General features: G+C 66.1%; 13 protein-coding genes. 7 read left to right on the forward strand and 6 right to left on the reverse strand.

Features of this window, described 5'->3' with window-relative positions:
- Positions 1-18 precede the first annotated feature (18 nt).
- From ASE82_RS15660 to ASE82_RS15675, 4 genes are all read left to right on the forward strand, one after another.
- The gene (locus ASE82_RS15660) at positions 19-1,137 is read left to right on the forward strand and encodes an extracellular catalytic domain type 1 short-chain-length polyhydroxyalkanoate depolymerase (RefSeq protein ID WP_082441560.1); all 1,119 of its coding nucleotides are present in this window, start codon (positions 19-21) and stop codon (positions 1,135-1,137) included.
- A gap of 350 nt (positions 1,138-1,487) precedes the next feature.
- Positions 1,488-2,861: an MATE family efflux transporter gene (locus tag ASE82_RS15665; RefSeq protein ID WP_056065274.1), complete on the forward strand. Its 1,374-nt coding sequence runs from the start codon at positions 1,488-1,490 to the stop codon at positions 2,859-2,861.
- A gap of 85 nt (positions 2,862-2,946) precedes the next feature.
- The gene (locus ASE82_RS15670; RefSeq protein WP_056065275.1) at positions 2,947-3,168 is read left to right on the forward strand and encodes a hypothetical protein; all 222 of its coding nucleotides are present in this window, start codon (positions 2,947-2,949) and stop codon (positions 3,166-3,168) included.
- Between the two features lie 37 nt (positions 3,169-3,205).
- Entirely contained in the window at positions 3,206-3,604 is a 399-nt protein-coding gene (locus ASE82_RS15675) for an MAPEG family protein (protein WP_056065277.1), read from the forward strand.
- Between the two features lie 3 nt (positions 3,605-3,607).
- Here the strand turns inward: ASE82_RS15675 and mmsB are convergent, their stop codons facing one another.
- The 4 genes from mmsB to ASE82_RS15695 form a co-directional block, all read right to left on the reverse strand.
- Positions 3,608-4,483, reverse strand: coding sequence for a 3-hydroxyisobutyrate dehydrogenase (gene mmsB, locus ASE82_RS15680; RefSeq protein ID WP_056065279.1), 876 nt, complete (start codon positions 4,481-4,483; stop codon positions 3,608-3,610).
- 132 nt (positions 4,484-4,615) lie between these two features.
- Entirely contained in the window at positions 4,616-5,392 is a 777-nt protein-coding gene (locus tag ASE82_RS15685; RefSeq protein ID WP_056065281.1) for an enoyl-CoA hydratase, read from the reverse strand.
- A gap of 103 nt (positions 5,393-5,495) precedes the next feature.
- Complete coding sequence (locus tag ASE82_RS15690) at positions 5,496-6,539, reverse strand: enoyl-CoA hydratase/isomerase family protein (RefSeq protein WP_056065282.1); 1,044 nt, start codon at positions 6,537-6,539, stop codon at positions 5,496-5,498.
- 115 nt (positions 6,540-6,654) lie between these two features.
- The gene (locus tag ASE82_RS15695) at positions 6,655-7,800 is read right to left on the reverse strand and encodes an acyl-CoA dehydrogenase family protein (RefSeq protein ID WP_056065284.1); all 1,146 of its coding nucleotides are present in this window, start codon (positions 7,798-7,800) and stop codon (positions 6,655-6,657) included.
- Between the two features lie 137 nt (positions 7,801-7,937).
- Between ASE82_RS15695 and ASE82_RS15700 the strand changes: the two genes are divergently transcribed.
- A complete protein-coding gene (locus ASE82_RS15700) occupies positions 7,938-8,234 on the forward strand; it encodes a GIY-YIG nuclease family protein (protein WP_235524749.1) in 297 nt (98 codons plus the stop codon).
- A gap of 90 nt (positions 8,235-8,324) precedes the next feature.
- Here the strand turns inward: ASE82_RS15700 and ASE82_RS15705 are convergent, their stop codons facing one another.
- Positions 8,325-9,851: a CoA-acylating methylmalonate-semialdehyde dehydrogenase gene (locus ASE82_RS15705; RefSeq protein WP_056065288.1), complete on the reverse strand. Its 1,527-nt coding sequence runs from the start codon at positions 9,849-9,851 to the stop codon at positions 8,325-8,327.
- A 106-nt stretch (positions 9,852-9,957) separates the two neighbouring features.
- Here ASE82_RS15705 and ASE82_RS15710 point away from each other — a divergent pair, with 106 nt between their 5' ends.
- Together ASE82_RS15710 and ASE82_RS15715 are read left to right on the forward strand one after the other, a co-directional pair.
- Complete coding sequence (locus tag ASE82_RS15710) at positions 9,958-10,875, forward strand: LysR family transcriptional regulator (protein WP_056065290.1); 918 nt, start codon at positions 9,958-9,960, stop codon at positions 10,873-10,875.
- A gap of 53 nt (positions 10,876-10,928) precedes the next feature.
- Positions 10,929-11,318 (forward strand): hypothetical protein, encoded by a 390-nt coding sequence (locus ASE82_RS15715; protein ID WP_235524750.1) that lies wholly within the window; start codon positions 10,929-10,931, stop codon positions 11,316-11,318.
- An 81-nt stretch (positions 11,319-11,399) separates the two neighbouring features.
- On the opposite strand, the gene ASE82_RS15720 is transcribed toward ASE82_RS15715, so the two are convergent.
- Positions 11,400-12,482, reverse strand: coding sequence for an acyl-CoA dehydrogenase family protein (locus ASE82_RS15720; protein WP_056065292.1), 1,083 nt, complete (start codon positions 12,480-12,482; stop codon positions 11,400-11,402).
- Positions 12,483-12,485 lie beyond the last annotated feature (3 nt).

A 12,485-nucleotide genomic window follows, 5' to 3' on the forward strand; every position in this document is an offset into this window, starting at 1 on the left:
ACGAAAGGCTCGATTACCGTGAGAAACATCGCCGATACCCTCGCCCGCATGGCGCGCGCCGGAGCGCCGACGCCGCGCGACACTGCGCCCAGCCGCCTGACGCCACTGGCCGAATTCGGGACCAATCCGGGCGCGCTGCTCGGCTTCAGCTACGTTCCAGCCGACCTGCGCGCGAACGCCCCACTGGTCGTCGTCCTCCACGGCTGCACGCAGACCGCGGTAGGCTATGACCACGGCTCAGGCTGGTCGAAGCTCGCCGATCGCGCAGGCTTCGCGCTTATCTTCCCCGAGCAGACGCGCGCGAACAATCCTAACCTCTGCTTTAACTGGTTCGCGTCGGAAGACACCGCGCAGACCGGGGGCGAGGCGGAATCGATCGCGCAGATGACCGAGACCATGATCGCGCGCCACGGCCTCGACAGCAGCCGCGTGTACGTCACCGGGCTGTCGGCGGGCGGCGCGATGACGATGGCGATGCTCGCCACGCGGCCGGATCTGTTCGCCGGCGGCGCGGTGATCGGCGGCCTCGCCTACGGTACCGCGACCGGCGTGTCGCAGGCGCTCGACCGGATGCGCGGGCACGGCGATACCAGCGACACCGCACTGGTCGACATGGTCCGCAGCGGCGCGCGCGGGCATGACGGACGCTGGCCGACGCTCGCGATCTGGCACGGCGGCGCGGACGCGACGGTGAGCGTGGCGAACGCCGACACGATCGCGCGGCAATGGCGCGGCATCCACGGCGTCGATGCGAAGGCCGTGCGCACCGAGCGGATAGGCACCGCCGTCCACCGGATCTGGTCAGACGCGGAAGGCCGCGATGTCGTCGAGGACTGGACCGTGCCGGGCATGGGCCACGGCACGCCGATCGATCCGTTGCGCGGCGAGCGCTTGGGCGCCGCGGGGCCGTTCATGCTCGACGTCGGAATCTCTAGCACGGCGGTGATCGCGAAGTCCTGGGGTCTGGTTGCGGCGGCAAAGGTGGAAACCGCGGTCAAGCCGGCACCGGTCGAACGCGTCGCCAAGATCGCGATTCCCGTCTCGCCGAAGCCTGCGTCGAAGCCCCGCGCCGAAGCCCCCGCGGGTCTCCAGGCGACGATCGAGAACGCCCTCCGCGCTGCTGGGTTGATGCGGTAGGATAGAGATCAGCGTGGGGTCGGACGTCAGCGCGCGCGCGCCCCGTCATCTTGACGAAAGTCAGGATCCAGAGCCAAATAGGACACCATCCGTTACCCTGGATCCTGACTTTCGTCAGGATGACGGAGTGGTTGGGAAGCGTTGGGCAATTCGACCCGTGCCCTTCCATCGCATCGCGCCCTGATCCTCCCCCGCCAGGGGGAGGTGGCAGGCACTTCGCCTGACGGAGGGGGCGGCATGGACAACCATAGTTGCGCGTTTTCACCCTCCGCCACCTAACGCGCCTGCCTGACAGGGGGAGGATCGACGGGAGCAATCGACAAGCCGCGCAACCCGGCTAAAGCCACCGCATGACGTCCACCCCTCCCCGCCCCTGGCGCACCGAGTTCGCCGCCACGCTGAAACTCGCCTGGCCGCTGGTCGCGACAAATCTCGCCCAGGCGCTGGTCGGCGCTACCGACGTCGCGATGCTGGGCCGGCTCGGGTCGGACACGCTGGCGGCGGCGACGCTCGGCCTCAACCTCTACCTCGTCTTCCTGATCTTCGGGATGGGCCTCACTACCGCCGCCGTCCCGATGATCGCACGCGAGCGCGGCGCGCGGCCGCATGCGGTACGCGACATCCGGCGAACCGTGCGCCAGACGATATGGGTCGCCGCCACCCTCTGCCTGCCATCGTGGATCGTGCTGTGGAACGCCGAGCCGATCCTAGTCCATCTGCTCGACCAGGATCCGCTGCTCGCGCACGAAGCCGCAAGGTTCGTGCGCGCGGTGATGTGGGGAATGCTGCCGAGCCTCTGCTTCCTCGTGCTACGCGCATTCGTCGCCGCGCTTGAGAAACCCGCCTGGTCGCTGGTGGTGATGGTCGGGCTGCTGGTCGTCAACGCCGGGCTCAACTGGCTGCTGATCTTCGGTCATGCCGGCCTCCCCGCGCTCGGGCTGCTCGGCTCGGGAATGGCGAGCAGCATCGCCAACGGCCTGAGCTTCGTCGCGATGGCGGCGGTCATCGTCTATGCCACGCCGTTCCGCCGCTACCGCCTGCTCGGCCGGTTCTGGCGCGCCGACTGGCCGCGATACCGCGCGGTCTGGACGCTCGGCCTGCCGATCGCGATCACGCTCGGGTTCGAATCCACCGTGTTCATCGCCGCGGTGTTCCTGATGGGGCTGCTCGGCACCGTGCCGCTCGCCGCGCACGCGATCGCGATCCAGATCGCCAGCGTCACCTTCATGGTCCCGCTCGGCATCGCGCAGGCGGCGACGATCCGCGTCGGCCTGGCGTCGGGACGTGGCGACCGGGCCGGCATAGGGCGCGCAGGTTGGGCGGCGTTCGCAATCGGCGAGAGCTTCATGGTGCTGACCGCCGCGCTGCTGATCCTCGCCCCACAAATGCTGATCGGCATTATCCTCGACGTCGATGCGCCTGCGAACGCACCAGTGGTGGCGCTGGCGATCTCGCTGCTCGCGGTGGCTGCGATATTCCAGGTGGTGGACGGCGCACAGGTGATCGGCGCGGGGATGTTGCGCGGATTGGGGGATACCACGGTGCCGATGATCTTCGCCGCGATCGGCTATTGGGGGATCGGCATCGGGGTCGGCGCGTGGCTCGCCTTTGCCCGCGGCTGGGGCGGCGTCGGTATCTGGACCGGGCTGGCGACCGGATTGGCCGTGGTATCGGTGCTGATGATGGCTCGGTGGCAGGCGCGCGAGCGGCTCGGCCTCGGTTGACGCTCCGATGGGCGTGTTTTCGCGATGGGCCGGTACCGATAACACGTGGAGCGCGTTAACATATATTGCACCACGGGAGCCTAACATGTCCGACCCAGACCGTATCGTCGCGATCGGGCTCCTCACGCAGCGCGACGTGTTTGCGCTGGGCCACGATCTTTCGCGCGTCTATCCTATCGACGAGGCCCCCTGCTTCGGCGCGTTGCTCGGCGCGATCGACGACGCCGACCGCGCGTTTCACCGCGAGCACGATGCCCGCCAATCGCTTGCGGATCAGCAGATCAAGGTTGCAACACAAGCACGCTAGCAGCGTTCGAGACCCGCTGCCCTAGCGGAGATCGATCATGACGCATTTACCGACGGAATTGCTGCTGCTCGGCTGGTCGACGGTGTTGCTGTTCACATACATCATGATCCAGGGGCAGACCGCGACGCGCGACCGCGGGCTCGACTGGAACGCGGGACCCCGCGACGGCGAGCAGAAGCCGCTCGGCGATATGGCTGGTCGCGCCGAACGTGCGCTGAAGAATTTCCAGGAAACCTACCCCGTCTTCATCGCGCTTGCGCTGGGGCTGGCCGTGACCGATCGCACCGGCGGGCTGGGTGCGATCGGCGCATGGCTCTGGTTCGGTGCGAGGATCGCGTACATCCCGCTCTACCTGTTCGGGATCAAATATGTCCGCAGCCTGTGTTGGACGGTGTCTATCCTCAGCCTGCTGCTGATGCTGATACGCTTCCTCTAAGACCTAACCGCGCAGCGTGCGGATGATCGCGGAGAAGTCGAGACCGCCCTGTCCGGCCTCGGCGAACGCCTCGTAACGCTCGGCTGCCTTCGCGCCCATCGGCGTATCGGCACCAGTGTCCTTCGCTGCCGCCATCGCAAGCCGTAGGTCCTTGAGCATAAGCGCCGCCGCGAAACCGCCCTGATAGTCATGATCGGCGGGCGTATCGGGACCGATGCCGGGGAGCGGCGCATAGGTCGTCATCGACCAGCTCTGCCCCGACGAAACGCTGGCGATGTCGTAGAACGCCTGCGCATCGAGCCCGAGCTTCTCCGCCAGCACGAACGCCTCGCAGGTCACGATCATCGTCGCGCCGAGGATCATGTTGTTGCAGATCTTCGCCGCCTGTCCCGCGCCGTTCGCGCCCGCGTGGATCACCGCCTTGCCCATGTCGGCAAGGATCCCCTGCGCGCGGTCGAACGCCTCCGCCGACCCACCGACCATGAACGTGAGCGTCCCCGCGTTCGCCGCGCCGATCCCGCCGGAGACGGGCGCGTCGACCGCGACGAGGCCCTTCGCCTGCGCAGCCGCAGCGACTTCCTTGGCGGTGGCCACGTCGATCGTCGAGCAGTCGATCAGGATCGCGGACGGCGCCGCGACGACGAACAGCGCGTCATAGACCTCGGCGACATGCTTGCCGGCGGGGAGCATCGTCACGACCGCCTCGGCACCGTCGGCGGCTTCGGCAGCGGACGCCACCGGCAGGCATCCGGCGGCCTTCGCCTTGTCGAGCGCATCGGCACTCAGATCGAACGCGCGAACGTCGTGGCCCTTCTTCGCGAGGTTCGCCGCCATCCCGCCGCCCATGTTGCCGAGCCCGATGAAACCGATCCGTGCCATGTTCTCTCTCCTAATCTTGCTCCCCTCCCGTTCACGGGAGGGGTTGGGGGAGGGCGGTGCCACAATCAAAGCGTCGGCAGTCGCGGCAGGCCCCTCCCCTGACCCCTCCCGCAAGCGGGAGGGGAATTACGATCATTTCCCCGTCCAGGTCCCGGCGCGCTTCTCGACGAACGCAGCCATGCCTTCGCTCTGGTCCTCAGTCCCGAACAGCCCGTGGAACAGCCGTCGCTCGAACTGGACGCCCATCGCGAGCCCGGTCTCGAACGCCGCGTTGACCATTTCCTTGTTCGCCAGCACCGCCAGCGGCGCCATCGCAGCGATCGTGGTCGCGGTCTTCACCGCCTCCTCGACCAGCTCGTCTGCCGGCACGATCCGCGAGACCAGCCCCGAGCGCTCCGCTTCGGCGGCATCCATCATCCGCCCGGTCAGGCACATCTCCATCGCCTTGGCCTTGCCGACCGCGCGCGTCAGCCGCTGCGATCCGCCCATGCCGGGAGACACGGCGAGCTTGATCTCGGGCTGGCCGAACTTGGCGGTATCGGCGGCTAGGATGAAGTCGCACATCATCGCCAGCTCGCACCCGCCGCCGAGCGCATAGCCCGCGACCGCCGCGATCACCGGTTTGCGCGTCCGCGTGAAATTCTCCCACCCCGCGAAGAAGTTGCTCGCGTACATCTCCGCGAAGCCCTGCGACTGCATCTCCTTGATGTCCGCCCCCGCCGCGAACGCCTTCGCGCTCCCAGTCAGCACGGCACACCCCTGCGACGCATCCGCATCGAACGCGGCGAACGCAGCGATCAGGTCCACGAGCACCTGCGAATTGAGCGCGTTCAGCGCCTGGGGCCGGTTCAGCGTGACGAGCGTAACGCCACCGCGCTGCTCGACCAGGATCGTTTCGTATTCGGCCATGTCGTTCTCCAATTACTACGTCATCCTGGACTCGATCCAGGATCCAGAGCCACACATGTGGGCATCTGTAACTCTGGATCCTGACTTTCGTCAGGATGACGAGTCAGCCCGGCGTCCACGCCTCATGCTCAGGCAACGGCGCGAAGATCTGGTCGATTACGTGATCGGTCACATCCTCGGGCGTCGCAGGGTCCCAACGCGGCGCATTGTCCTTGTCGACGATTACTGCCCGCACGCCCTCGATGAAGTCATGCCGCTGCACGACGTGCGCGCCGACCGCATATTCCTGCAGCATCTCATCCGCGAAATTCGCCATCCCCGCCCCCTCGCGGAGCAGCCGGAGCGACACCTTCATCGTCTGCGGCGACTTGGTCTTCAGCGTCGCGAGCGTCTGCGTTGCCCACTCCCCACCATCGGCGTCGAGTGCAGCGTAAATCTCCTCCAGCACGTCCGACGCGAAAAGCTGGTCGATCTCGTCCTTGCGAGCCAAGATCTTCGCGTCGGGTGCCGACGTGGCCAACGCGTCCAGCACGCCCGCGATATCCTGAGGCGTCTCCGCAATCCGCGCCTTGGCCGTATCGACCGTATCGCTCGCGAGATACTGCGTCGCCAACCCGAGCGCGAGACACTCCGCGCCATCCAGCCGGTGCCCGGTCAGCGCGAGATACTGTCCGATCCGCCCCGGCAAACGCGACAAATACCAGCCACCGCCGACGTCCGGGAACAGCCCGATCCCCGTCTCCGGCATCGCGAACTTGGTGTTCTCGGTTGCCACCCGGTATCGGCACGGCAGCGCAAGGCCGACGCCGCCGCCCATCGTGATCCCGTCCATGAACGCGACGATCGGCTTGGCATAGGTGAACAGCCGGTGGTTCATCCGGTACTCGGCATGAAAGAACGCCCGCGCCTCGACGCCGTCGGTCGCGCCCGAGGCTGCAAGCATGCGGATATCCCCGCCAGCGCAAAACCCACGCCCCTCGACATGATCGACTACGATCGCCTCGACCGCCGCATCGCCACGAGCCGCCTCCAGCGCCTCGAGCACGCCATCGCACATCGCCAAATTTAGCGCGTGCAGTGCCTTAGGCCGATTGAGACGAATACGGCCGACAGGCCCTTCACTCTCGACGATCAGATCATCGGTCACGCGGTCACCTCCAAAGCACCATCTCCGCGCCTCCGCGTCTCCGCGTGCAAAAATTCTTGATTCACGCGGAGACGCGGAGCCGCGGAGCAGAAGGAATGAGCGAAGCTGCGCGGACTCACTGCCGCGTCAGTTCGCGGCCGACGATCATCCGCATGACCTGGTTTGTCCCCTCCAGGATCGAATGAACCCGCAGATCACGCCAAAAGCGTTCGATCGGATAGTCCTGCAGATACCCGTAACCGCCATGCAACTGCAACGCGCGGTCGACCACCGAAGACCCCGTGTCCGTCGCCAGCCGCTTCGCCATCGCCGCGAACTTGGTCTTGTCGGGCGCGTTCGCCGTCACCTTCGCCGCCGCGATGTAGAGCAGCGCGCGCGCCGCCTCCAGTTCGGTCGCCATGTCCGCCAGCATGAACTGCGTGTTCTGGAAGTCCGCGATTGCCTTCCCGAACTGCTTGCGGTCCTTGGTATAGGCGATCGCCTCGTCGAGACACCGCTGCGCACCGCCAAGCGAGCACGCGCCGATGTTCAGCCGCCCGCCATCGAGCCCCATCATCGCGATCCGAAAGCCCTCGCCCTCGCCGCCGACCATGTTCGCCCCCGGCACGCGGACGCCGTCGAAGATCACCTGCCGCGTCGGTTGCGAATGCCAGCCGAGCTTCTTCTCGTTCGCGCCGAACGACACGCCCGGCATGTCCTTCTCGATCACGAGGCACGAGATGCCCTTGGGCCCGTCCTCACCGGTTCGGACCATCGTCACGTACACCTCGTTCTCGCCCGCACCCGAGATGAACTGCTTCGAGCCGGTCACGATCCAGTCGTCGCCGTCGCGGACGGCTCGCGTCTTCAGAGCAGCCGCGTCGGAACCCGACCCCGGCTCGGTCAGGCAATAGCTGCCAAGCCGGTCCATCGTCACCATGCTGGGAAGGTACTTGTCCTTCACCGCAGCCGATCCGAACCGGTCGATCATCCACGCCGCCATGTTGTGGATGCTGATGAACGCGCTCGTCGAAGGACAGCCATACGACATTGCCTCCATTATCAGCGCCGCCTCAAGCCGCCCGAGCGCGATCCCGCCACTCTCCTCGCTGACATAGATCGCCGCGAAGCCGAGTTCGGCCGCCGCCTTGATCGTCTCGCGTGGAAAAATGTGCTTCTCGTCCCACTCGGCCGCGTGCGGTGTGATCCGGTCTGCGGTAAAGCGGCGCGCCAGCTCTTGGATTTCGCGCTGGTCGTCGGTGAGGTCGAACTGGTTGGTCATAGGTCTCTCTTCCGTCATGCTGGGCTCGACCCAGCATCCAGAGCCAGGAACGCCGAAACTAGTGGCTCTGAATCCTGACTTTCGTCAGGATGACGACTTGGGGGAATGATGTGGCTAGGCAACCCGCGGTCTATATCATGGCGAGCTGGCGCAACGGAACGCTGTACATCGGCGTGACGTCCAATCTGATGGCACGGATCGTTCAGCACCGCGAGGGTACATTCGATGGCTTCTCAAAACGATACGGCGTGAACCGGCTGGTGCGGTTCGCGATGGCCGACACGATGGAGGCGGCGATCACGCGCGAAAAGCAGATGAAGGTCTGGAAGCGTTCCTGGAAGATAGAACTAATCGAAACCGACAATCCAACCTGGCGCGATCTGGCCGAAGACTGGGGTTTCGAACCGTTCCCCACCCCAATCCCGTCATCCTGACGAAAGTCAGGATCCAGAGCCACAGGCGTAGCGCCTCGTAAATCTGGATCCTGGATCAAGTCCAGGATGACGCGATGGGCCGGCAACCTCCTACCCCATCGTCGGAATAACGAACGCATCGTTATTGCGCGCCGGACCGCCATCCTCGGCCATCGCCGGCAATGCAGACCCGTCCGGCCAGCGCTGCGTGATCGTCTTGACCTTGGTCCAGAACTTCACGCCCTCCATCCCGTGCTGGTTGGTGTCGCCGAACGCCGACCGCTTCCAGCCGCCGAACGTATGATACGCGACCGGCACCGGTATCGGCACGTTGATCCCCACCATCCCGACGTTTACTCGTGCCGCGAACTCGCGCGCCGCGTGGCCGTTGCGCGTAAAGATCGCGACGCCGTTGCCGTATTGATGCTCGCTCGGCAGGCGCACCGCCTCCTCGAAATCGGCGGCGCGGACGATCTGGAGCACCGGCCCGAAGATCTCCTCCTTGTACGCCGACATCTCCGTCGTCACGTGATCGAACAGCGACGGCCCGATGAAGAAGCCCTTCTCATGCCCCTGCAACGCAAATCCGCGCCCGTCGACGACCAGTTCCGCGCCCTCGTCGACGCCGGTCTGGATCCAGTTCTCGATCCGGCTGCGGTGCGCCGCGTTCACCACCGGCCCGTAATGCGCATCGTTGTCGGTCGACACGCCAACGCGCAGCGCCGCGATCGCCGGGATCAGCTTCTCCCGTAGCGCAATCGCGGTCTTCTCGCCGACCGGCACCACCACCGGCAGCGCCATGCAGCGTTCGCCCGCCGAGCCAAACGCAGCGCCCGACAAATCGGCAACGACTTGGTCGAGGTCCGCGTCGGGCATGACGATCCCGTGGTTCTTCGCGCCGCCCATCGCCTGGACGCGCTTGCCCGCCTCGACGCCGCGACGGTACACGTAATGCGCGATGTCGGACGATCCGACGAAGCTCACCGCCGAGATCGCCGGGTGATCGAGGATCGCGTCGACCATCTCCTTGTCGCCGTGGACGACCTGGAAGATGCCCTCGGGCAGCCCCGCCTCGACGAACAATTCGCCGAGCCGCACCGGCACCGAAGGATCGCGCTCGCTGGGCTTCAGGATGAACGCGTTGCCCGTGGCGATCGCGACGCCCGACATCCACAACGGGATCATCGCCGGGAAGTTGAACGGCGTGATGCCCGCGCCGATACCGAGCGGCTGGCGCATCGAATACACGTCGATCCCCGGCCCGGCGCCCTGCGTGTATTCGCCCTTGAGGATGTGCGGGATGCCGCAGCAGAACTCGATCACCTCCAGCCCGCGCTGGATGTCGCCCTTCGAATCCGCGATCACCTTGCCGTGCTCGGACGACAGCAGCCGCGCGAGTTCGTCCATGTTCGCCTCGACGAGCCGCTTGAACTCGAACATCACGCGAGCACGCCGTTGAGGGTTAGTCGCAGCCCAGCCCGGCTGCGCCTTCTGCGCCGCGGCGACCGCACGGTCCAGATCGGTCGCACCCGACAGCCGCACGCGCGCCTGCACCTCGCCCGAATTCGGGTCGAACACGTCGCCGAAGCGCTCGGCCGTGCTGGCCGCACCGCTAACGAAATTCTCGATAGTCCGCATGGCATCCTCTTCTTGTTGCACGCACCGTCGGGCATAAGCGTTTCGCAGCCAAGCGGGGTTGTTTGCAGAATCGCTCTGCGAATATGCAGCATAGGGTGAGGCGTTTATGGATTGGGACGACGTCCGGTATTTCCTCGCCCTGGCGCGCACGCACCGGCTTGGGCCAGCTGCAAAACTGCTGGGACAGGACGCGACGACGGTGTCGCGGCGACTCCAGCGACTGGAGCGGCGACTCCAGACGACGTTGTTCGAACAGACCGTCGCCGGATACGCGCTGACCGAACGCGGCGCGGCGCTGCTCGACCATGCCGAGACGATGGAGGCGTCAGCGCTCGGTATTCAGGAAGTCGTCGGCAACGACGCAGGCGTGCTCGCCGGGCCGATCCGGTTGAGCGTCTCGGAAGGCTTCGGCAGTCGCATCCTCGCACCGCGCCTCGCGTCGTTCACCAACCAGCATCCGCGGATCGCGGTGGACCTGATTGCGTCGACGGGGTTCCTCAACCCGTCGCGGCGAGAGGCGGATATCGCGGTGATGCTCGCGCGCCCGAAGAGCGGCCCGTTGGTGGCGCGAAAACTCACCGACTATCACCTCGGCCTCTACGCGGATCCCGATCACCTCGCACGGTCGGGACCGATCGCGACCACTGCAGACCTGATGCGGCACCGCCTGATCGGCTACGTACCGGACATGATCTACGCGCCCGAACTCCGCTATCTAGCGGAGATCGACGGGCGGCTCGATGCCTCGATCCGCAGTTCGAGCATCGTCGCGCAGGCCGAACTGATCGCAGCGGGGGCGGGCTGCGGAATCCTGCCGTGCTTCATCGGCGACCAAATGCCGGGACTGGTGCGCGTGCTGCCCGACGCGGTGGATATCCAAAGGTCGTTCTGGCTCGTCGTCCACCGCGACGTCCGCCGGATCGCGCGGATCGACCGGTTCATCGCCTGGCTGGACACGACGATCGGCGACTTGAAGCCGCTGATGCTAGGCGTGTCGCCCCCGCCGATTGCCGCCCCCGAGTGAGGGCCGTATAGATCGATGTTGCATGGCAGCATCGCCGGGCCTGGAGCAGCGCGTTGATCCCCAATCTCTATCACCAGATGATCGACGCGATCGGCGACGGCACCGGCCTGCCCGATATCATCCTCCATATTCATGCCGGCATGGCCCTGCTGATGATCGCGCGGCTGATCACGCGGCGGTCGTTCGGGACGTTCATTCCGTGGTGGGTGGTCGTCGCGGGCGAGGCGTTCAACGAGATTATGGACCGGCTTAACTTCGGGTCCTGGCGCTGGGAGGACACCTCGCTGGACATCGTCAACACGCTACTGTGGCCGACGGTGATCTGCGTTGGGGTGCGATTGCGCCCGATGATTGCGCAGCGAGTCACGGTCAAGGCGGGTGTGGTGGAGACCGGGTCGGATGCCGTCCCCATCGAAGGCGTTCCAGTCGAGACCAAGCACTAACCTGCCCCCCTCCCTTCCAGGGAGGGGAACGCGTTGTGGGCGGGCTGGCTTGGTCTATTCCAGACAGCCAATAGGCCCGGTTCAGCCTAGCGCGATGTACCGCTGCAGGTGATAATCCTCATCGCCCAACTGGTGGTCGATCATCACCAACCGCTTGGCATAGTGCGACACCGCATATTCCCACGTCATGCCGATGCCGCCGTGAAGCTGGATCGTCTCCTCCGCGACCAGTGCGCCGGTCCGCCCGATCGTATACTTCGCCGCCGCCAGAGCCCGCTCGCGCGCCTTCACATCGTCGCCATCGAACGCCGACGCCGCGTTGATCACCGCCGAGTGCGCCTGCTCGATCTCGAGCAACACCGTCGCCATGCGGTGCTGGAGCGCCTGGAACTTGCCGATCGGCACGCCGAACTGCTTGCGGTCCCGGAGGTAGCCGAGCGTCGCTTCCTTGACGAATTCCATTGCACCGACCGCTTCGGCCGACAGCGCCAGCAACCCCGCCCCGACCGCCGCATCGACGATCGCCTGCCCCTGCCCTTCGCTCCCAACACGCGCATCGGCGCCAAGCGTGGCGTTCTCGAACGTCACGTCACCAGCCGCACCACCCTCGACGACGTTGAAGCTGCGGACCGATACCCCGGCCGTTTCCGCCGGCACGAGTAATACGAGCGGGTCGCCGTCCTGCTCGACCGTCACCACAAGCACCGACGCCGCGCCCGCCTGCGGCACGACTGCCTTCGTCCCACTCAACGTCCAGCCATCGCCGCTCTTCGTCGCGGTCACCGGCGTCGCGGCATCCTCATGCGCGAACGCAGCGATCGTCTCGCCGGACACGATCCCGGCGAGCGTCTCGTCGTGCCCGCCAGCCTTCGCCAGCGCGCGCCCGGCCATCAGCGCACCCAGGAACGGCTCTACCACCAGCGCGCGGCCGAGCGCCTCGAACACCACCATAATGTCGAACCCGCTGCCGCCGAAGCCGCCCGCCGCCTCGTCGAACAGTGCAGACACGATGCCGAGTTCGCTCAACTGCTGCCAGATTGCCGGACCGTATCCCGCCTCGCCATACGCGCCCGCGTTGCGCGTCTCGATCGGATAGCCGTCGCGCAACGCCCGCACGAGCGTGTCGGCAAGCATGCGGCGGTCGTCGGTGTGTTCGAAGTTCATGGT

Source organism: Sphingomonas sp. Leaf230, from assembly GCF_001421745.1.
In the GTDB taxonomy this organism is placed as follows: domain Bacteria; phylum Pseudomonadota; class Alphaproteobacteria; order Sphingomonadales; family Sphingomonadaceae; genus Sphingomonas.

Coding starts and splice junctions, on each gene's coding strand:
- ASE82_RS15720 (WP_056065292.1), bottom strand. CDS start 12,482: ATGAACTTCGAACACACCGACGACCGCCGCATGCTTGCCGACACGCTC.
- ASE82_RS15685 (WP_056065281.1), bottom strand. CDS start 5,392: ATGGCCGAATACGAAACGATCCTGGTCGAGCAGCGCGGTGGCGTTACG.
- mmsB (WP_056065279.1), bottom strand. CDS start 4,483: ATGGCACGGATCGGTTTCATCGGGCTCGGCAACATGGGCGGCGGGATG.
- ASE82_RS15670 (WP_056065275.1), top strand. CDS start 2,947: ATGTCCGACCCAGACCGTATCGTCGCGATCGGGCTCCTCACGCAGCGC.
- ASE82_RS15665 (WP_056065274.1), top strand. CDS start 1,488: ATGACGTCCACCCCTCCCCGCCCCTGGCGCACCGAGTTCGCCGCCACG.
- ASE82_RS15700 (WP_235524749.1), top strand. CDS start 7,938: ATGGCGAGCTGGCGCAACGGAACGCTGTACATCGGCGTGACGTCCAAT.
- ASE82_RS15705 (WP_056065288.1), bottom strand. CDS start 9,851: ATGCGGACTATCGAGAATTTCGTTAGCGGTGCGGCCAGCACGGCCGAG.
- ASE82_RS15710 (WP_056065290.1), top strand. CDS start 9,958: ATGGATTGGGACGACGTCCGGTATTTCCTCGCCCTGGCGCGCACGCAC.
- ASE82_RS15695 (WP_056065284.1), bottom strand. CDS start 7,800: ATGACCAACCAGTTCGACCTCACCGACGACCAGCGCGAAATCCAAGAG.
- ASE82_RS15675 (WP_056065277.1), top strand. CDS start 3,206: ATGACGCATTTACCGACGGAATTGCTGCTGCTCGGCTGGTCGACGGTG.